Origin of the sequence: Hydrogenophaga electricum (assembly GCF_030160815.1) — a bacterium.
Lineage (GTDB): Bacteria > Pseudomonadota > Gammaproteobacteria > Burkholderiales > Burkholderiaceae_C > Hydrogenophaga > Hydrogenophaga electricum.
In genome coordinates this window covers 1-19,879 of record NZ_BSPB01000008.1, presented here as the reverse complement: position 1 = coordinate 19,879, position 19,879 = coordinate 1, and the positions used below count along the sequence as shown (strand labels likewise).

Sequence of the window (19,879 nt, the reverse complement as noted above, 5' to 3'; positions counted from 1 at the left end):
GGCCAGGGATACCTTGCGACGCGTGCGATGCAGGACGATTTGCCCCGGAATGCCGCACCAATGCTGGGTGGTGGTGCCTTCGACGAGGCTCAGCGGGCGCTGGCGGGAAAACGGTGCAGCGGCCAGCGCAGTGACCGTCGCAGCCGGGGCCAGTCGAAGCCCGGTCCGGGGTCCAGCTTGCGGCCGGGAGCGATGTGCTCGTGGCCGGCGACGTGGTCGATGGGGTAGTGCGTCTTGAGGGCGCGGCACAGCCGCACCAGCGCCTGGTACTGCGCCGGTTCGAACCGCTCGCCTTCGAGGCCTTCCAGTTCGACGCCGATGGAGTCGTCGTTGCACTGGCTGCGGCCACGCCAGTGCGACGCGCCAGCGTGCCAGGCGCGGTCGTCCGCGCTGACGAACTGGATCAATTCACCCGTGCGGCGAATGAAGAAGTGCGCCGAAACCTCCAGGCCGCGAATGGTCGCGAAGTAGGGGTGTGCGTCCCAGTCGAGGGTGTTGGTGAAGAGCTGTTCGACTTCGGGCCCGCCGTAGGTGCCGGGAGGCAGGCTGATGGAGTGCACCACGATGAGATCGATGACCGCGCCCGCCGGTCGCGGCCCGAAGTTGGGAGAGGGGCAGGCACGCGCTTCGGCCAGCCAGCCCTGCTGCCAGTGCGCGCCCCCGCGGCGGGCTGTGGCGGGGTCAGTCGCGGAAGGCATCGGCGCCGTCCGAGGGCAGGGCAATGCCCAGCCGCTGGATGCGGTAGCGGATCTGGCGCAGGTTCAACCCGAGCCGTGCCGCCGCCGCCGTGCGGTTGTAGTCGGTTTCCCTGAGGGCCTTGACCAGCATCTGGCGCTCCTGGTCGTCCAGGTAGGCCTGCAGGTCTGCCGGCAGCGCCGCGCTGGGTTCGGGCAAGGCAGCGTCCGGCGGCGGTGTTTCCTGCGGCGGGGCTGGGTGCGTCGCTGGCGGTTCGGGTGGCAGCGGATCGGGCACGGTGTCCGGGCTGTCATCGCCGAAATCCTCGGGCGCCAGCGTCTGTCCGTCGCACAGGGCCAGGGCTCGCTGCAGGAGGTTTTCCAGTTCGCGCACATTGCCCGGCAGTTCGCGCGACTGCAGCCAGGCCATCGCCTGGGCCGAGATCGCCGGGGCGGGCTGGCCGTATTCGTCGCAGACACGCCGCAGCAGCGCGTGCACCAGGAGCGGCAGATCGTCGCGCCGCTCCCGCAGGGACGGCAGGCGCAACTCGATCACGTTGAGCCGGTAAAACAGATCTTGTCGGAAGCCGTCCTGCCGCACCATGGTGGCCAGGTCGCGGTGGGTGGCACTGACCAGGCGCACGTCCACCGCTTCTTCTTGCACGCCACCCAGGGGGCGGACCCGCCGCTCCTGGATCACGCGCAGCAGCTTGGCTTGCATGGCCAGTGGCAGGTCGCCGATTTCGTCCAGGAACAGGGTGCCGCCGCGCGCGGCCTGGAAGTAGCCCTCGCGGTCGGCGCTGGCCCCGGTGTAGGCGCCTTTGCGGGCGCCGAAGAACTCCGCCTCGATCAGGTTTTCGGGGATGGCGCCGCAGTTGACGGCGACGAAGGGACCGCTGGCGCGGTGGCTGCATTCGTGCACCGCGCGCGCCACGAGTTCCTTGCCGGTGCCCGACTCGCCCAGGATCAGCACCGGCGCCATGCTGGTGGCGACCTTTTCGATGCGGGCACGGATCTGGGCCATGGCCTGTGAGGTGCCGACCAGGCGGGCCAGGGCCTGTTCTCCCGCGCGGGCGGGCGCGGTGGCTTCGGTGGCGTGGCCGGCGCCATGTTGGCTCTGCAGGGCCGCCACCACGGCCGTGCGGAACTGTTTGAGGTCCACGGGCTTGGTGAGGTAGTCGAAGGCGCCGGACTTGAGCGCCTCGACGGCGTTTTCGGCCGAACCGTAGGCCGTGATGACGATGGTGCGTTCCGGGCGTTGCCCGGCCTGGACTTCGCGCAACAGTTCCAGCCCGAGGCCATCGGGCAGGCGCATGTCGGTGATCAGCACATCGAAGTGCCGCGACGCCAGGCTGTGGCGGGCTTCGGCGAGGTCGGCGGCCGAGGTCACGTCATGCCCCTCGCGCAGCAGGGTCAGTTCGTAGAGAGTGCGCAGGTCGGGCTCGTCGTCGACCACAAGGACCGAGGCGCGGGGGGCGGCATTCATGGCGTCGGCGGGGGAGAAGGGGGCAGCTCGCTGGGGCGGCTCAGCATGGGGCGCGAGCGGGGAGGCTGCGAGTCGGCCGGCGGGTAGGCCAGGCTTTGCTGGGCCGGCTGGCGCTGCGACGGGGCGCCGCTGGGCATGAGCACATAGAACTCGTTGCCTTCGCGCTGGTCGAGCACACTGCGCTGGTAGGCGATCTGGGCGCCGTAGCGCTCGCACAGTTCGCGGCAGATGTAGAGGCCCAGGCCACTGGAGCGGCTCTCGGAGGAAAAGAACGGCTCGAACAGGTGTTTGAGCACGCTCGCTTCCAGCGGCAGGCCGTCGCTCCAGACCGAGAGCCGGATGCGTTCGGTGCCGGCCGGCTGGGTGATCACGCGGATCGAGGCGGGCTGGCCGCTGGCGTGCCGGCGTGCGTTGTCCAGCAGGTTCACCAGCAGACGCCGCAAGTGTTCCGGGTCGAAGCCCACGTGGCTGCCGGGCGCGTGCAGATGCACCCCCAGCGCAGGGCCGGCCTGCACCTGGCGGGTCCATTCCTGGGTGATCTGCCGCACCACCGCGTCCAGCGGGGTGAGGGTGGAGGTGTCACCCTGACTGGGCTGGGCGCGGGCCACGTTGAGGATGTCGTCGACGATGCGGGAGAGCCGTTGGGCGTTCTGCTCGATCATCCGGGTCAGGCGTTTCTGGGACGGATCGGCGACCTCTTCGTCCAGCAGGGCATTGGCCTGCGTGATGGCCGACAGCGGGTTGCGGATTTCGTGCGCGACGGCCGCCGACATGCGGCCCATGGAGGCGAGTTTTTCGGTCCGGACGCGGGCCTCCACCTCGCGCAGGTCTTCGAGGAACAGCACACACAGGCCCGTATGGTGTTTGCCGCCGGTCGCTGTGAGGCGGGTGCGGGCGTACAGGCGGTGGCGGGTAAGTTCGTCGATGTCGACGCGCAGTTCGGCCTCCATCGGGTGCCCCAGCAGGAAGGTCTGGTTCACCAGCTCCGCCAGGCTTTCCCAGCCCGGACGGGCCGACAGCAGCAGGCGTGGGTTGGGGGGGTGTCCGTCGCCCATCAGCATTTCGAGGGCGGCGGGGTTGGCGTTGCGCACCACGCCGTGTGTATCGGCCACGAGCACGCCTTCGCTGAGGCTGGCAATCACGAGTTCGTTGACCTGGGCCTGCGTGCGTGCGGCGGCCTGGCTGCTTTGCGCCACCGCCTCTTCCCGGGCCAGGCGCAGGGCCAACTGATGCGCCAGAATCGCCACCAGGAAAAACCCGGTGCCGGTCAGGCCGGCCTGCAGGAAGCGGGACGTCGAGGCATCGCCGACCAGGCCGGCATTGGTGGCGGTTTCCGCCAGCAGGTAGAGCGTGACGAAGGCCGCCGATCCCAGGCCCAGCAGCAGGGTACCGAGAATCGAGGCGAGCAGCACCGGCAGCGCGAACAGGGGCGTGAAGTTGATGCTGCCCTGCTGGAAGTACTGCAGCACGGCAAAGACGACCAGATCGACCCCGATGGTGGCCAGCCATTGCACCCGCAGCGCAGGGCCGATGCCGACGGGCCGCATCCACAGCAGCACGGCCAGCGCCGCCGCCAGGTGCAGCGAACTCAGCAGCACCAGCCAGTCGGGCCCCCCGGTGTTGTTGACCACCACGAACACTTCCAGGGCCAGCACCACCAGCGCGATGAAGACGCGGGCCCGCATGAACGCCCGCCACAGGCGGATGAAGCCACGCTGGCGCGACTCGCTGTGGCCCGACCCGGCCGGGCCCTCGTCGCCGATGAACCACGAGGGGGCAAACTGGGATGCGGCGAAATGGGAGGAGGCCTCGAACCGCATGTCGGCGTCTTCCGTCACCGCGGGGTGGCCCGGGCCTGGCGCAAATGTTCCGGGCAGCAGTACGGCCGACCGTGGGTGTCGCGGACCGCTTCGCTGTCGGGCACATGGGTCTGGCAGTGGGTGCAGGCCACCATGGCCTGGAGCTGGCCGCCCGTGCCGGGCCGTTGTGCGTGCTGGGTCGGGGGCTGGCGGTCAAGGCGGTTGTTGCGCCAGATCCAGAACGCAACCAGCAGGACGAACAGAACGAGCAGGTATTTCATGCGTGGGCCACCAAGGGGATCAGGCCCGGTGCAGGACAACCTCGAGCACGAAGCGCGAACCGGCGTAGCTCAGCAGCAGGAAGCCGGCGCCCAGGTAGAGCATGCGCACGGCCGTGCGGCCGCGCCAGCCCAGGCGCCAGCGGCCGAGCAGCAGGATGCCGATGGTGATCCAGGAAAGCACCGACAGCGCCGTCTTGTGGTTCCAGACCCAGCGCTGGTTGAGCAGTTCGGAGAACCAGCCGCCGGCCACCAGGGTGAGGCTCAGCAGCACGAAGCCGGCGGCCAGCAGGCGGAAGGTCAGGCGCTCCAGCGTGAGCAGGGGAATGGCCTTTTCTTCGGTCTTGCCCTGGCGCAGCGCCTGTTCGGCGCGCTGCATCAGCCAGGCGTGGACCACCGCCGCACCGATCAGGCCGTAGGACGCAATGCCCAGGGCCCAGTGCAGCGGCAGCCAGGCCGACTGCAGGTTCGGGTAGTGCTGGCCGGGGAAGAGCATGGCCAGGATCACTGCCAGCGATCCCAGACCGGCCAGGGCCCAGCGCGCGCGCAGTTGCGGGTACAGGCGGCTTTCGATCGCGTAGACCGTGAGCACCAGCCACACGGTGACCGAGAGCGCCGGCGCAAAGCCGAAGCGCGCCGGCTCGGCGAACAGGCCCTGCGCCAGCACCAGCAGGTGCAGCACCCAGACGCTGGCAAGCGCCCAGCGTGAGGCCGACGGCGAGAGCCGCCGATAGGCATAGGCCAGCAGGGCGTAAGCCAGTGCCGTGGCCAGTGACAAAGCGATCAGGGGCGGAAAGGGCATGGAGCAGGGACCGAGTCGCCGCGCAAAGGGAGGGCCGGCTAAAATCCTCCGCACAGTTTAACGGCCCGGACCGCCGGGCGCCCGGTCTGCGGCGTCCCTCCGGTGGACCTTCTCACGGCCTCCAGCCACCCCCGAACCCGATCGCCATGGCCTCAGCCCTTTCCGAACGCCTTTCCCGCATCGTCAAAGAGATGCGGGGCCAGGCCCGCATCACAGAGAGCAACGTCACCGACATGTTGCGCGAGGTTCGCATGGCCCTGCTGGAGGCAGACGTGGCGCTGCCCGTGGTGCGCGACTTCATTGCGCGGGTCAAGGACAAGGCGCTGGGGGCCGAGGTGGTGGGCTCGCTCACCCCGGGCCAGGTGCTGGTCAGTGTGGTCAACAAGGAGCTGGCCGCCACCATGGGCGAGGGGGTGGCCGATCTCAATCTGGCGGCGCAGCCGCCGGCGGTGATCCTCATGGCCGGTCTGCAAGGCGCGGGCAAGACCACCACCACCGCCAAGCTGGCCAAACACCTGATTGAAAAACGCAAGAAGAAGGTGCTGACGGTTTCGGGCGACGTCTACCGCCCGGCCGCCATCGAACAGCTCAAGACCGTCACGGCCCAGGCCGGTGCCGAGTGGTTCCCCAGTACACCCGACCAGAAACCGCTGGACATTGCCCGCAGCGCGCTGGACTACGCGAAGAAGCACTTCTTCGATGTGCTGTTGGTCGACACGGCCGGCCGCCTGGCCATCGACGAAGCGCTGATGCAGGAAATCAAGACCCTGCACGCGGCGCTCAATCCGGTGGAAACCCTGTTCGTGGTCGACGCCATGCAGGGTCAGGACGCGGTCAACACCGCCAAGGCTTTCAAGGAAGCGCTGCCGCTGACCGGCATCGTGCTGACCAAGATGGACGGCGACTCGCGTGGCGGTGCTGCGCTGTCGGTGCGCCAGGTCACTGGCGCGCCGATCAAGTTTGCGGGCGTCAGCGAGAAGATCGACGGGCTGGAGGTGTTCGACGCCGATCGCCATGCCGGGCGCATCCTGGGCATGGGCGACATCGTGGCGCTGGTCGAACAGGTCACGGCCGGCGTCGATATGGCGGCGGCGCAGAAGCTGGCGGCCAAGGTCAAGAGCGGCGAGGGGTTTGACCTCAACGATTTCCTCGACCAGTTGCGCCAGATGAAGCAGATGGGCGGTCTGTCCAGCCTCATGGACAAGCTGCCCGGCAACCTGGCCGCCAAGGCCAGCGAGGCCGACCTGAGCCGCGCGGAGAAGGACATCAAGCGCAAGGAAGGCATCATCTGCAGCATGACGCTGGCCGAGCGTCGCAAGCCCGAGATCATCAAGGCCACCCGCAAACGCCGCATCGCTGCCGGTGCTGGCGTGCACGTGCAGGAGGTCAACCGCCTGCTCAAGGAATTCGAGCAGATGCAGGGCATGATGAAAAAGATGAAGGGCGGCGGCCTCATGAAAATGATGAAGCGCATGGGGGGCATGAAGGGCATGCCCAAGATGCCGTTCTGAGCGTCTGAGTGCCCGCCGCTAGGTGGCGGCGGCCGCCTGTTCGAGTTGGGTCAGGCGGCGCGCGAGCCGTCCCACGAAGTTCTGGGTGATCTGGGGCAGGGTGCGCTGGTTGGGCACCACGATGCCCACCTGCAGCCTGTTGAGCGCGGGCAGTTCAAACGGCTTCCACACCAGTTCGCCCCGCCGCAGTTCTTCGATCAGTGCGATCTTGGAAAAGGTCGAAATGCCTTTGCCCGCCTTGATCAGGCGTTTGAGCAAGGGGGTGGAGTTGCAGGTGGCGGCCGGCACCATGGCTTCCCAGAACGCGGTGTATTCGGCCGACAAGGTGGGGCCGAACACCGGCTGGGTTCCCGAGCGCAAAAAGGGGTGGCGTGCGCAGTCCCGCAGCGAAACGCTGGCTTGCGAGGCCAGGGGGTGGCCAGGCGCCATCACGACGCCCAGCGGCAGTTGCGCCAGCGCGACCGTCACGACCCCGGCGGGCAGCCGGGTCGCGAACGTGATGCCCAGGTCCACCTGGCCGGAGGCCACCAGTTGCGGCACTTCCATCGGCTGCGTCGAGATGATGGTGTAGGTGACGGCGGGAAAAATCTGCGAGAAGTCCTCGACCGCCGCGGGCAGCAGGTCCTCGAAGCACGAGTCCATGGCCGCCAGTTTGACGTGGCCGCTGCGCTCGCCCCGCAGCGCGTCCAACTCCGTGCGCATCACCTGGTAGCCGTGCAGCGTCTCCTGCGCATGGCGCAGCAGCCGTTCGCCGGCCGGGTTCAGGCGCATGCCACCCGGCAGCCGGTCGAACAGTTCCACGCCCAGTTCGTCCTCCAGGTTCAGGATCTGCCGGTTGACGGCACTGGCCGCCACGTGCAGCCGCTCCGATGCCTTGCGCACCGAGCCGCAACGGGCCACCTCGATGAAGTACCGGAGGACGCTGGCGTGCATGGCGGTGTCAGCGCGGCGGCACGCCGGCCTGCCATTGCGGCCAGTGGGTCACGATGTGGTCGACCATGCGCGAGCCCACGCGCTCGATGTTCCCCACCGTCTCGGCAAAGCCGCCGGCCGTTTCGCCGGGCTTGGGGTCCAGGTGGGCCAGTGTGGTCTCGCGCGGGTTGCCCTGGTCGAAATTGACGGCGCCGCGCAGGCTCATCACACGCTCCACCCCGTGGCTGCGCTTGATCACCAGGGTGATGGCCGCAGCTTCCATTTCGGTGATCACGTAGTCGTCGGCACCGTACAGCTTGGCCATGTACTGCGCTTCTTTGGACAGTCCGGGACCGTGGAAGAAGGTGTCGCCGGTCATGTGCGTCCCCTTGCCCACGGCCGGAGCGCGCCGGGCGGCGGCATCCGGGTAACGCTGCCGGTAGGCCCGTGCGCTGTCCGAGTCCTGCAGCGGGGTGTCGGCCGAGAGCTGCAGCGCCCAGCCCACCAGCGACGGGTTGAGCTGGAAGCGGCGGTAGTCCTCATAGCCTTTGCGTGGCATGAACGTGGGGGCGCCCGGGGTGTTTTCTTCGGGCGCCCAGCGGTGGCCCAGGTCGTAGTCGATCAGCCAGGTGCCCCAGACCACGTCGCCGATGGTGCCGCGCGAGGGCGGCGTGCCCGCCACACCCGTCAGGAGGTAGTAGGCCTGGGAAAAGTCGAACGCCGGGTTCAGCAAAATGGCCTGCATCGAGGCCGAGGAATTGACCTTGCCCATGCCCAGCACGGCGCCGCAGACGCCGTCCGCGTTGCAGTACACCGGTTGCAGGGCACCCGGCACGCGGATGGGCTTGGCGTCCTTCCAGTACCGCTCATACCAGTGCTGGAATTCGCCCGCGCGGTCACCGGTGTTCTGGCCGATTTCGAACATGGCGGCAACGAAGACCTTGACGCGGACCGGGGTGGCGGCAGCGGGGGCTGTGGTGGCGATTGCTGCGGCCGGGGAGGGGGGCTGGAGCCCCACCGCACAGCCGGCCAGCATCAGTGCCGCCGACACCCAGGCCAGAGGGAGGGAACGGGACCAGAAAGATGCCATGGAAGGTGCCTTGCGTGAATGAAATGAATGGGCGATCAGGCGGCGCCGGCCATGCCGGGCGGTGCCACGGGAGCCGGATTCTAGGGAGGCAGGGCAATGCCGAACAGCATCGATTTTCGTGCTGCCTGTGCGAAAAAAGCGCACGCCTGAGGTGCGCTGGCGCATGTCCCCGTCGCCCGAGGTGGATTGACAGAAATCAACCGTGGCCCACCAGCGCCCCGACATACTCCGGGCCATGTTGACTGTGATCAATGGGGCAATGGCGGCGTTGGCGGGGGCGGTGGTGCTGAGCCTGCGTCCCTGGCGCATGTTGCAGGGCGCTTTGCTCACGCCCGCGCTGGCGGCATTGGCGCTGCTGCCGTGGCTCTGGCTGCTGCCGCAAAAGATGCCGCAGGGACTGCAGGTGCAGTTGTCGGGCGCCTGCCTGCTGGTGCTGATGCTGGGATGGCCCTTGGCGGTGCTGGTGCTGGGCGGGGTGGCGGCCGTGGTCTGGGGGGTGGGCCAGGCCCCGGCAGAGGCGGCTCTTCACCAGTGGGTCTGGATCGGCCTGGTTCCGGCCACGCTGGCGCTGGGCATCGGCGCCGCGCTGCGCCGCTGGCTGCCGGCCAACCCGTTTGTCTACACCCTGGGGCGCGCGTTTCTGGGTACCGCCGTGGCGGTGTTCGTTTCGGGGCTGCTGCTCGAAGGTCTGCAGCAACTGGCGGGCCTGCCGGTGCGTGATCTCTCGCTGGTGGCGCGCTGGCTCATGGCCTGGGGCGATGCTTTCCTCACCGGCATGTTCGGCGCCATTTTCGTGGCCTTTGCTCCACAGTGGCTGGCCACCTGGTCCGATGCCCGCTATCTGAAACCGCCGGCACCGCCGCCATGAACGTGTCTGGCGGGTGCGGTGCGGCTTGAGCAGCAGATCGGGGCGAACTGTCTGAAGAGGTCGTCAGCTGGCCGGGTACATGCTGGTGTCGGCGCCAAACTGAGCCGATAGCTGCCGGGCGGCCGCCAGCAGCGCCGGCACGAAGCTCCGGGTGCCGTGCTCCTCCAGCCGGTAGCGTGGGCCCGAGATGCTGAGCGCGCCCGCGATCTTGCCGTCATGCCCAAAAACAGGAACGGATACCGCGGCCAGTTCGGGGTCGACTTCGTTGCCGAGCGAAGCTGCCCAGAACTCCTGCCTGACCCGGTCCAGGCGGTCGCCCGGGTCGCCGCGGAAGGCCATGAGGATGGTGCCGGCCGCACCGTTTTCCAGCGGGCGCCAGTCGCCCTCGCGCACTGCGTCGCGGATCATGCGCGGCGCATCGACGCGGTGCAGGCAGATGCGCCCGTTTTGTACCGGGACGTAGTAAGAGGCGCTTTCGCCCAGTTGCGCCACGAGTTCCCGCAGGACAGGAGGCACAAACTCCGAGGATCGGAACTGGCGCTGAAAGATGGATCCCAACTGCAAAGGCTTGGGGCCGATCTGATAGCTGCCGTCGGAGATGCGCACCAGGTACTGGGCGCGCATCAAGGATTCGGCCAGGCGAAGCACCGTGCTCTTGTACATCCCCGTTCGCTCGGCGATTTGGGTCAGCGTCAGGCTGTGGTCCTGCGGGGTGAACACACCCAGGATGTGCAAGGCTCGATCAACGGCGGCAACGCCTGTTTCTTCGCTCATCGGTGATGGTTGGCGCGCCTGGCGGCCCGCTGTGCAATGACAGTATTCCGGCGGCGCTGGCTGAACGCCGGGCACCGGTTTCGTCGTGCCATTGTGCCATTGGCATGGGGCCCGACGCCGCCTTGCCGGCCGCGCTTTAACGGCCGGTTTGCAGGCGCTGCATGGCCGAAGCGTTGTAGCGATCGCCAGCTGCCGCGCCCATCGGAAAAACGGCATCCAGTCGGGCCCATGCCTCGCGTGGAATGTCCAGTGCCACCGCCTGCTGCGCGTCGTCCACGTGTGCTGGCAACGTGGCGCCGGCAATGGGACTGGCCAGGCCGTCACGGCGGCACCACGCCAGCGCAAGTTGCGCTGCGCTCACCCCCAGATCGGCTGCCAATTGCTGCAGCGCGTCGACCAGTTCAATGTTGCGCTGAAAGTTTTCGCCCTGGAAGCGTGGCATGTCGCGGCGCTGGTCTTCAGGCGGGAAGTCTTCGGGGCGGCGGACGGTTCCGCTGAGAAAACCCCGACCCAGTGAGGCATATCCAAAGAACCACGAGCCCGCAGCGCGCAGGAGGTCGAGCATGTCCTCCTCGGGGTCGCGGCTCCAGAGTGAGTATTCGGACTGCACCACGGCCACCGGGTGGATCGCCGCAGCCTTGCGGTAGCTGTGCGGACCGACCTCGCACAGGCCCAGAGCCCGTACCTTGCCCTGCTCGACCAGCCGGCTCATGGCACCCCAGGTGTCTTCAAGCGGCACGTTGGGGTCCACGCGGTGGAGGTAGTAAATGTCGATCTGTTCCACGCCCAGCCGGCGAAGGCTGGCTTCGCAAGCCGGTTGCACACGTTCAGGGCGCGCGTCCAGACCGCGCTGATCCGCCCGTTCACCGAAGGTGTAGCCGAACTTCGTGGCCAGCACGACGCCTTGTCGGCGACCTTGCAGGCAACGCCCCACCAAGGTTTCGTTGCCACCGTTCGCGTACAGATCGGCGGTGTCGATGTAGCGTCCGCCCACGTCGAGGTAGCGCTCGATGGTGGCTGCAGCCTGTTCTTCGGAAATGGTGCCGTAGTAGCCGGTGAGGGCCATGGTGCCCAGCACGTAGGGTGGTGATGAATCGGCGATAGGGTGAGAACGCATGTGTGTTGGTGCGCTGACGGTGGGGCGGGGGGCTGGCTGGCTCAGTCGAGCACGACGTTGTTGGCTCGCACGAGCGCGCCATAGGTCGAAATTTCGTGCCGCAATTGTTCGGTGAACTGTGTCGGGTTGCTGGTGGTCACGGGCTCCAGGCCGGCGGCGTTGAGCTTTTGCTGGTAGGCGGTTTGGGTCACCGCCTTGACGATGTCGGTGTAAAGCCGGTCGATCACCGGTTTGGGCGTTCCTGCAGGGGCCATGAGGCCGTACCACGAATCCAGACGGAAGTTTTTGAGACCCGACTCCTCAAAGGTGGGCACGTCTGGCAGGAGCCGGCTGCGTTGGGGGGCCGCCACGGCAATGGCACGCAGTTGTCCGCTCTGAAGGAGGGGCAAGACCGAGCCCAGTGTGGCAAAGGACATGTCCACCTGCCCGCCCATCAGGTCGGTGACCGCCGGGGCTGCGCCGCGGTAGGGAATGTGGACGATGGACGTGCCCGTGAGGCCTTTGAACATTTCCGCTGAGAGGTGAGGCGTGCCGCCATTGCCGGCGCTGGCGTACGTGTATTTGCCGGGGCTGCTCTTGACCAGCGCGATGAACTCGGCATAGGTCTTGGCCGGAAATTTCGGGTTGACCACCAGCACCGTGGGGGCCACCGCCACCGCCGTGATGGGCGCAAAGCTCTTTTCGCTGTCGAACTTCAGGTTCTTGTACAGCGACGCGTTGATGGGGTGGTTGGTGGCCGCCATCAGGATCGTGTAGCCGTCCGGTTTGGCTCTTGCGACGATATCGGCCGCCAATGTGGCATTCGCGCCGGGTTTGTTGTCCACGATGACGGGTTGCCCCAGGGAGCGGGTCAGCGATTCGGCGATCAGACGGGCCGACACATCGGTCGGCCCCCCCGCAGGGAACCCGACAACGATGCGCAGAGGTTGGCTGGGGAATCCGCCGGTGTCCTGGGCCTGGACGAGGCTGGTGGAGGTCAGTGCCAGTCCGGCAGCCAGGCTGGCGAAAGCGCGTCGGGTGGTGAGTCGATCCATAAAAACAGTGTCTCCTTCGATGGGGTGAAGCCAAACCCGGGCTTGTTGATCCGGGCTTGTCCGAGCCTTTTTGCCGCGGTGCTTGAATAATAGAATCAAATTCTGCAGAATGCAACTTTCTGGGCCGATTGTCGAAATCCAAGTGATTTCTGCGCACGGCGATGTCCCTGTCTTCCCTTCTTTCAAGACCGCATGTCCATGACCGCTGACGCTCTCCCTCATTTCACACACTACATTGACGGCCAGGACGTTCCCCCTGCGACCGGCAGCTACTTCGAGACGCAGAACCCCTTTTCCGGGGAGGCCTGGGCCATGGTGGCTCGCGGCGACGCTGCGGATGTGGACCGTGCAGTGAAGGCGGCCCACAAGGCCTTTGAAAGCGGTCCTTGGTCAGAAATGAGCGCCACACGCCGTGGTGAAATATTGTTCCGTCTGTCGGAACTTTTGGCCCAAAATGCGGCTGCGTTGGCCGAAGTGGAGATGCGTGACAACGGCAAGCTGGCGGCAGAAGTCACCTCGCAGGTGCGCTACGTGGCGGACTACTTCCGCTACTACGCGGGCCTGGCCGACAAGGTGGAGAGCCACGTCATCCCCACAGACAAGAAAGGGGTGACCTGCTTCACCCGCTACGAGGCCAAAGGGGTGGTGGCGATCATCACGCCCTGGAATTCGCCGCTGACGCTGACCAGCTGGAAGCTCGCGCCAGCGCTGGCGGCCGGGTGCACGGCGGTCATCAAGCCCTCGGAGTTCACATCACCGTCCGCAGTCTTGTTCGCGCGGTTGTTCAAGGAGGCGGGTTTCCCGGATGGCGTGGTGAACGTGGTGACCGGGTTGGGCGCCGAAGCTGGTGAGCCGCTGGTGACGCATCCCCTGGTGGCGCATGTGGGTTTCACCGGGGGGGAACTGGCGGGGCAGAAGATCTACGAAGCCGCCGCTCGCGGGCTGAAGACCGTGACACTCGAACTGGGTGGCAAGTCGCCCAACATTGTTTTCGACGACGCGGACCTGGATCAGGCGGTCAAGGGGGTTGTTTCCGGCATTTTTGCGGCAGCGGGCCAGACCTGCATTGCGGGTTCACGTCTGCTGGTGCAGGCATCGATCCATGATGCCTTTGTCGAGCGTCTGATCGACTTCGTGAAAGACGCGCGCCTGGGTGATCCCGCCGACCCGCAAACGCGCATCGGTCCGATCGCCACCCGTCCTCAGTTCGACAAAATTCTGGGGTATCTGGACATTGCACGGGCCGAGGGAGCGCGGTGCGTGCTGGGAGGGCGGGCACGCCCCGACCTGGGGGCGGGCTGGTTTGTCGAGCCCACGATCTTCACAGGCGTGAACAACGGCATGCGCATTGCCCAGGAGGAGGTGTTCGGCCCTGTGCTGTCGGTGATTCCGTTCGAGGACGAAGCGGATGCCATTCGCATCGGCAACGATGTGCAGTATGGCCTGGCGGCAGGGGTCTGGACCCAGTCCCTTCACCGCGCGATGCTCATGTCGTCGAAGTTGCGTGCAGGGACTGTCTGGATCAACAACTACCGAGCGACCAGCTTCACGACACCTTTTGGTGGCTACAAGCGCTCAGGGATCGGGCGCGAGTCGGGTGTGGAGGCGATCAAGGAGTATCTGGAAACCAAGTCGGTCTGGATTTCGACAGACCTGGATGTGCCCAATCCCTTTGTCCGGCGCTGAGTGCCGGGGGCTGCCGGCGCAAAGGCATCGCCGATGCCGGTGTGTGGCAACGTCCCGGGCCTCACTCGGCACGCGGTCGTCGCCCTCCGGCTTCCCGACTCGTTGGGAACAACCGGTCGCCACGCCACCGCCAGGCCCTGGCGAGCAGTGAGCGGCGTTTTTCAACGAAGCCACGCCCTCCTGGAGAGCGCGTGGCTTTGAACGTGAGCGGTGCGTGTGTCTGCGCCCTGTGTGGGGTCTGGTGTCTTCAGGCCGCCTTCAGCGCCAGACGGCTGGCATGGCGCCAGGCGCGGCGCAGCACGGCCGGCGACCAGGACTCTTCCGGGATCAGCAGCAGGCCGCGTGCGCGCATCCAGGTGCCCAGGTGCACGTGGCCGGTCAGCACCGTGACGGGCACGGCCAGCAGCAGGGGCAGAGCCACCGGCAGCAGCCAGGGCAGCGCGTCGGGGTTGATCAGGGTCGAGCCCATCACCAGGGCGGCCACGGCGAGCGACACCGGGGCCAGGCGGGCCAGGGCATCGCTCCAGGGCACACCCACGGCTTCCCGGGGCGGCGACTTCCATTCGAGCTTGATGCCGGTGAGCGCGACCACCACGAAGATCGAGTGCGCGACCATGCGGATGGGGGCCTGCAGCACGGCCATCACGCTTTCCAGCACGGCGCTGCCTAGCAGCAGGCCGGTGCCGCCGTAGCTGCGTCGTTCGCCCTTGAGCAGCACGGCCAGCACGCCCAGCACGCGGGGCAGGAACAGCAGGCACAGTGTCCAGGCCCAGAGGCCGCGCACTTCGACCGGCACGGCTTGCCAGGCGGTGGGCAGGTCGGGGCCCGACACCAGCAGGGCCGTGCCCAGCAGCAGGAAGGCCATCCACAGCGGGGCCGAGACGTAGGACATGGCGCCGATGGCGAACATGGCGCGGTGCACGCGGTGCAGGCCGGGTTCGGCCGCCAGACGGGCGTTCTGCAGGTTGCCCTGGCACCAGCGGCGGTCGCGCTGCAGCTCGCTGAGCAGGTCGGGAGGCTGCTGCTCGTAGCTGCCGGTGAGGTCGGACACCAGCCAGACGTGGTAGCCGGCGCGGCGCATGAGGGCGGCTTCGACGAAGTCGTGGCTCATGATGCCGCCGGCCATGCCGCCCTTGCCCGGGATCGGGGCCAGCGCACAGTGCTTCATGAACGGCTCGACGCGGATGATGGCGTTGTGGCCCCAGTAGTGCGATTCGCCCAGTTGCCAGAACTGCATGCCCAGGGTGAACAGGCGGCCGGTGACGCGGCTGGCGAACTGCTGGGCGCGGGCGTGCAGGGTCGCGTGGCCGATGGCCTGGGTGGCGGTCTGGATGATGCCGGCCTGCGGATGGGCTTCCATCAGCTTGACCAGGGTGGTCAGGCAACTGCCGCTCATCACGCTGTCGGCGTCGAGCACCACCATGTAGCGGTAGTCCTTGCCCCAGCGGCGGCAGAAGTCGGCCACGTTGCCGGCCTTGCGGTGCGTGCGGCGCGTGCGCAGGCGGTAGTAGACCTCCACCGCCGGCTGGCCGGGTTGCGACACCAGGGCGGCGCGCAGGTTTTCCCAGGCTTCGCGCTCGGCGGCGGCGATGGCCGGGTCGTAGCTGTCGGAGAGCACGAACACGTCGAACTGGCCGGCGTGGCCGGTGGCCGCCAGCGACTCGCACGTGGCGCGCAGGCCGGCGAACACGGTGGCCACGTCCTCGTTGCAGATCGGCATGATCACGGCGGTGCGGGCCTCGGGGTTCATGGGCTGGTGGCGCACCGACGCGGCGGAGATCGAGGCCTTGTCCCCGAACAGCATCACCCAGGCACCCATCAGCGCGGTGACGAAACCGGTGACGACCCAGGCCGAGAGCACCACGAACAGCACCGTGTGCAGGCCACGCAGCCAGGGATTGCCTTCGGCCGGCTGGGCGTCGGTGAACAGCCAGGCCGCCAGCACCGTGCTCAGCACGGCGATCAGCATGAAGGCCAGGCGGCGGCGGTCGGCGGTGTGTTCCCAGGCGGCGCGCGCCGGTTGCGGTGCGCGCGGCTCGCGCGGGGGCAGCAGGTTGCTGGCCGTGGCCAGCAGCGTGGTGCCGACGCTGTTCCAGAACCCGCGCCAGGGCCGCGGCACCATGGCGCCCCGGTGCACGGGCGGTGCGGTCACCGCGTTCGGGTGGCGTTCCTCGCGCAGCGGGCTGCGGGGGGCGGTCGGCGAGGTCACTCGGGCAAGATGACGTGTGTCCATGTTTCGCTCAGGGTGTCGTTCTGGTGTTGGAGATAGGCGCGGAGTTCGACGGGCTGGCTCGGGTCGAGCCGCTCGACGCGCAACGTCACGCGCCAGCCGCGCTGGGCGGGATTGGGGTAGGCCAGGGCCTCGACCACGCGGCCGTTGGCGTTGGCGGAGACCACGGCGCGCACGGGCGCACCGGGGGGCAGGGCATCGAGCGCGGGGCCGGCGAAATCGAGCACGAACTGGGGCTGGCGGATCTGCTCGTCGGCCGAGAGCCTGGTGTAGCCATACCCGCGGCGCGACTGCACGACCCAGGCGCCCGGGGGCGTCTGCTGCACATCGCCCTGCCAGGACAGCTCGTAGGCGAAATCCAGCGACTCGCCCTGCGCGGGCAAGGTCGCCGGGACCCAGTAGGCGACGACGTTGTCGTGGGTTTCGTCGGGCGTGGGCAGTTGCACCAGCTCGACGCGGCCGGCGCCCCAGTCGCCGATGGGTTGCACCCAGACGCTGGGGCGGCGTTCGTAGCGGGCCTCGATGTCTTCGTAGCTGGCAAAGCGGCGGTCACGCTGCATCAGACCGAAACCGCGCGGCTGGCGCATGACGAACGAACTGACCGAGATGCGCGACGGGTTCTGCAGCGGGCGCCACAGCCATTCGCCGTCGCCGGTGTGCATCATCAGGCCGTCGGAGTCGTGCACCTTGGGGCGGAAGTCGCGCGCGGTCGGTTGCACCTCGCCGTGCAGGAACATGCTGGTCAGCGGCGCCAGGCCCAGGGTGTTGACCGGGGCAGCGCCCTCGCGCAGGAACACCCGGGCCGTCACGGTCATCGTGGTGGCAGCACCCGGCCGGATCACGAAGCGGTAGGCCCCCGTGGCCCGAGGCGAATCGAGCAGGGCCAGCACCGTCACGCCGGTGGCGCCGGCCTCGGGGCGGCGCAGCCAGAAGTCGGTGAAGCGCGGGAATTCTTCGCCCTGGCCGGCCGGAGCGCCCACGGTGTCGATGGCCAGGCCGCGGGCGGAAAGGCCGTATTGCTGGCCCATGCCCAGCGCGCGGAAATAGCTCGCGCCCTGGAACACGACCAGTTCGTCCTTGTAGGCCGGGTTGTTCAGCGGGTAGTGCAGGCGGAAGCCGGCGTGGCCGAGGTCGCCCCAGGCCTTGGCGTCCACGGTGTTGCGGCCCAGGTCGAAGTCGTCACCCTGGTACGGCAGCAGCCGCGTGCCTTCGGGGGCGATTTCATGGATGTGCACCGCCTGGCGCTGGTACAGGCCCAGGTGAAAAAACTGCGCTTCGAAGGGCAGGCCGCGGTCGCGCCAGAGCGAGCGGTCCGGGCGGAAGCGGATGTCGCGGATCTGGTCGTAGTCCAGCGCGGCGAGGTCGTCGGGCAGCTTGTCGCTGGCGGCCTCGAAAGGTGCTTGAGCGCGGGTGCGCGCCAGTTCTGCCAGGGCGTCCCAGTCCATCGCCTGCGCCGGGCCCCAGCCCGCGGCCAGCCCCGCGACCAGTGCCACGGCACCGGCCAGACGGCGGTGGCGCTGCCGCGGCAAAAGGGAAGAAATCCGGAAGGTCATGCCCAGATAGGGCAAACCCTATGCCAGGTCAAAAAAACCGTTTCAGATCAACGGGATGCTATGGTTTTTGAATGTAACGACGCCGGCTGACGGGCGTTGGCGCGGGGTTGGAGGGGGTTTTTGTCGCCAGTCAGCGACAAATGGGCGGCGGGCCGGAGCCAAATCCTTGGAAATCAAGGCCTTGGGGTTGTCACGAATCGGCGACAGCATCCTGCGATTCCCCGTTCGGGCCGTCGCTTTTGAACAGGCCCGGCGTGAGCGCGTGTTTCTGCAGCAGGCGGTAGAACTCGGTGCGGTTGCGCTGCGCCAGCCGGGCCGCATCGGCGACGTGGCCGTCGGTCATCTTCAGCAAGCCGACCAGGTATTCGCGCTCGAACCGCTGGCGCGCGTCGGCAAAGCTGAGCACTTCGACCGACGGGGTGCGCAGCGCACGCTGCACCAGGGCCAGCGACACCAGCGGGGTGGTGGACAGGGCACAGACCTGTTCGACCACGTTGTAGAGCTGGCGCACGTTGCCGGGCCAGCTCGCCATGGTCAGGGCCTTCAGTGCTTCCGGCGCGAAGCCGGAGCTGCGCTTGCCGTACTTGGCCGCGAGCTGGGCCAGGAAGTGGTTGGCCAGCAGGGGAATGTCTTCGCGCCGCTCGGCCAGCGTGGGCAGGTTCAGCGTGACCACGTTCAGCCGGTAGTACAGGTCTTCGCGGAACTGGCCCTGTGCCATGGCGGTTTCGAGGTCGCGGTGCGTGGCCGAGATGATGCGCACGTCGACCGGGATCGACTGGCTGGAGCCGAGCGGGCGCACCGCCTTTTCCTGGAGCACACGCAGCAGCTTGACCTGCAGCGCTGGCGGCATGTCGCCGATTTCGTCGAGCAGCAGCGTGCCGCCGTCCGCGGCCTGGAACAGGCCCTTGTGGTTGGCGTGGGCGTCGGTGAAGGCGCCCTTCATGTGGCCGAACAGTTCGGATTCGAGCAGCGCTTCGGGAATGGCGCCGCAATTCACCGCGACGAAGGGCTTGCGGGCGCGCCGGCTGGCGCGGTGGATGGCGCGCGCCAGCAGCTCCTTGCCGCTGCCGCTGTCGCCGCGCAGCAGCACGCTGGCGTCGCCCTGGGCCACCAGGCGGGCTTCGGCCAGCAGGTCGGCCATGCGGCTGGAGCGGCTGACGATCTCGGCGCGCCAGGTCTCGTCGGCCGGGCTCGCGGGCAGTGCGGGGGCGCTCAGTGCCAGGGCCTGGGTGATGCGCTCCAGCAGTTCCTTGGCGTCGTAGGGCTTGGTCAGGTAGGTGAAGACGCCGCGCCGCGTGGCCTCCACCGCGTCGGGGATGGTGCCGTGAGCGGTCAGCAGGATCACCGGCAGCGAAGGGTGGCGGCTGCGGATCTCGTCGAACAGCGCCAGCCCGTCCTTGCCGGGCAGGCGCACGTCGGAGAGCACCAGTTGCGGCCGCTCGATGTCGAGCTGGCTCAGCGCCGCTTCGGCCGAGCCGACGGCCGTGACCTGGTAGCCCGCCGCGCCCAGCCGCATCGACAGCAGGCGCAGCATGTCGGCGTCGTCGTCGACGACGAGCAGGCGCGCGCGCGGGCTCGGAGCGGCGCTCATGGCAGGGGGCGGGCCGGCGGGCGGGGCGTCAGGCTACGCTCGATGGCGCGCATGGCCTCCAGCCGGTCGTTGAGGATGTCGATGCGGCGCTGCGCCTCGCGCAACAGCTGGGCCTGGCGGTCCAGCTGTTCTTCGAGTCGGCGGTTTTCCTGCAGCCGGCCGGCCAGCAGCCGGGCCAGCGGCCGCAGCTCCAGCGCCTCGGGGGCGTTGATGGCCATGAGCCTTTGCAGCATCGCCAGCGCCCGGGCCGTGTCGGGGGCCTGGTGGGTCTGCGACAGCACCAGCGCCAGTTGCATCAGGCGCTCGGGCGCGTTGCCCGGTTCGCCGATCTGCACCTGCTCGGCGGCCAGTTCGGCCGCTCCCAGGCTGCGCAGGCGGTCGGCGTACACCAGGGCGCTGACGAGGGCCGGCATCGGGGCGTCCAGCCGGGGCGGCGGCGGGGCGGGCGGGGGCGACAGGTCCACCACGGGGGCG

17 protein-coding genes are annotated in these 19,879 nt (G+C 68.1%); 3 read left to right on the top strand and 14 right to left on the bottom strand.

Annotated features, from left to right (window positions below):
• Positions 1–89 precede the first annotated feature (89 nt).
• From ampD to QQK43_RS07175, 5 genes are read right to left on the bottom strand one after another with little or no spacing between them, the layout of a single operon-like run.
• The gene (gene ampD, locus QQK43_RS07195) at positions 90–698 is read right to left on the bottom strand and encodes a 1,6-anhydro-N-acetylmuramyl-L-alanine amidase AmpD (RefSeq protein ID WP_284307213.1); all 609 of its coding nucleotides are present in this window, start codon (positions 696–698) and stop codon (positions 90–92) included.
• Entirely contained in the window at positions 682–2,160 is a 1,479-nt protein-coding gene (locus QQK43_RS07190) for a sigma-54-dependent transcriptional regulator (RefSeq protein ID WP_284307212.1), read from the bottom strand. Before QQK43_RS07190 ends, ampD begins: the two co-directional genes overlap by 17 nt.
• Positions 2,157–3,980 (bottom strand): sensor histidine kinase, encoded by a 1,824-nt coding sequence (locus tag QQK43_RS07185; RefSeq protein WP_284307211.1) that lies wholly within the window; start codon positions 3,978–3,980, stop codon positions 2,157–2,159. Before QQK43_RS07185 ends, QQK43_RS07190 begins: the two co-directional genes overlap by 4 nt.
• Positions 3,981–3,994: 14 nt before the next feature.
• Positions 3,995–4,240, bottom strand: coding sequence for a PP0621 family protein (locus QQK43_RS07180; RefSeq protein ID WP_284307210.1), 246 nt, complete (start codon positions 4,238–4,240; stop codon positions 3,995–3,997).
• Between the two features lie 19 nt (positions 4,241–4,259).
• On the bottom strand, positions 4,260–5,039 hold the full coding sequence (locus tag QQK43_RS07175) for a cytochrome C assembly family protein (protein WP_284307209.1): 780 nt from the start codon (positions 5,037–5,039) through the stop codon (positions 4,260–4,262).
• A 146-nt stretch (positions 5,040–5,185) separates the two neighbouring features.
• On the opposite strand from QQK43_RS07175, the gene ffh reads away from it, so the two are divergent.
• Positions 5,186–6,550, top strand: coding sequence for a signal recognition particle protein (gene ffh / locus QQK43_RS07170; protein ID WP_234265586.1), 1,365 nt, complete (start codon positions 5,186–5,188; stop codon positions 6,548–6,550).
• 18 nt (positions 6,551–6,568) lie between these two features.
• Here the strand turns inward: ffh and QQK43_RS07165 are convergent, their stop codons facing one another.
• Together QQK43_RS07165 and QQK43_RS07160 are read right to left on the bottom strand one after the other, a co-directional pair.
• Complete coding sequence (locus QQK43_RS07165; protein WP_284307208.1) at positions 6,569–7,483, bottom strand: LysR family transcriptional regulator; 915 nt, start codon at positions 7,481–7,483, stop codon at positions 6,569–6,571.
• Between the two features lie 7 nt (positions 7,484–7,490).
• Positions 7,491–8,552: a purine-nucleoside phosphorylase gene (locus QQK43_RS07160; protein WP_284307207.1), complete on the bottom strand. Its 1,062-nt coding sequence runs from the start codon at positions 8,550–8,552 to the stop codon at positions 7,491–7,493.
• A 235-nt stretch (positions 8,553–8,787) separates the two neighbouring features.
• Here QQK43_RS07160 and QQK43_RS07155 point away from each other — a divergent pair, with 235 nt between their 5' ends.
• On the top strand, positions 8,788–9,420 hold the full coding sequence (locus QQK43_RS07155) for a hypothetical protein (protein ID WP_234265582.1): 633 nt from the start codon (positions 8,788–8,790) through the stop codon (positions 9,418–9,420).
• A gap of 63 nt (positions 9,421–9,483) precedes the next feature.
• Here QQK43_RS07155 and QQK43_RS07150 read toward each other — a convergent pair whose 3' ends face one another.
• The 3 genes from QQK43_RS07150 to QQK43_RS07140 form a co-directional block, all read right to left on the bottom strand.
• On the bottom strand, positions 9,484–10,194 hold the full coding sequence (locus QQK43_RS07150) for an IclR family transcriptional regulator (RefSeq protein ID WP_284307206.1): 711 nt from the start codon (positions 10,192–10,194) through the stop codon (positions 9,484–9,486).
• Positions 10,195–10,330: 136 nt separating this feature from the next.
• Entirely contained in the window at positions 10,331–11,311 is a 981-nt protein-coding gene (locus QQK43_RS07145; protein ID WP_234265580.1) for an aldo/keto reductase, read from the bottom strand.
• A gap of 41 nt (positions 11,312–11,352) precedes the next feature.
• Positions 11,353–12,345, bottom strand: coding sequence for a Bug family tripartite tricarboxylate transporter substrate binding protein (locus QQK43_RS07140; RefSeq protein ID WP_284307205.1), 993 nt, complete (start codon positions 12,343–12,345; stop codon positions 11,353–11,355).
• A 198-nt stretch (positions 12,346–12,543) separates the two neighbouring features.
• Between QQK43_RS07140 and QQK43_RS07135 the strand changes: the two genes are divergently transcribed.
• Positions 12,544–14,031 carry an aldehyde dehydrogenase gene (locus QQK43_RS07135; protein WP_284307204.1) on the top strand — a complete coding sequence of 496 codons (1,488 nt, stop codon included), beginning with the start codon at positions 12,544–12,546 and terminating at the stop codon, positions 14,029–14,031.
• Between the two features lie 247 nt (positions 14,032–14,278).
• Here the strand turns inward: QQK43_RS07135 and mdoH are convergent, their stop codons facing one another.
• The 4 genes from mdoH to QQK43_RS07115 all read right to left on the bottom strand — a co-directional run.
• Positions 14,279–16,264, bottom strand: coding sequence for a glucans biosynthesis glucosyltransferase MdoH (mdoH, locus tag QQK43_RS07130; RefSeq protein WP_284307203.1), 1,986 nt, complete (start codon positions 16,262–16,264; stop codon positions 14,279–14,281).
• The gene (locus QQK43_RS07125; protein WP_370465234.1) at positions 16,237–17,814 is read right to left on the bottom strand and encodes a glucan biosynthesis protein G; all 1,578 of its coding nucleotides are present in this window, start codon (positions 17,812–17,814) and stop codon (positions 16,237–16,239) included. The genes mdoH and QQK43_RS07125 overlap by 28 nt, the downstream gene beginning before the upstream one ends.
• Positions 17,815–18,004: 190 nt before the next feature.
• A complete protein-coding gene (locus QQK43_RS07120; protein WP_284307202.1) occupies positions 18,005–19,405 on the bottom strand; it encodes a sigma 54-interacting transcriptional regulator in 1,401 nt (466 codons plus the stop codon).
• On the bottom strand, positions 19,402–19,879 hold a 478-nt coding region (locus tag QQK43_RS07115; RefSeq protein WP_284307201.1), incomplete at its 5' end, for a hypothetical protein. The genes QQK43_RS07115 and QQK43_RS07120, both read right to left, overlap by 4 nt.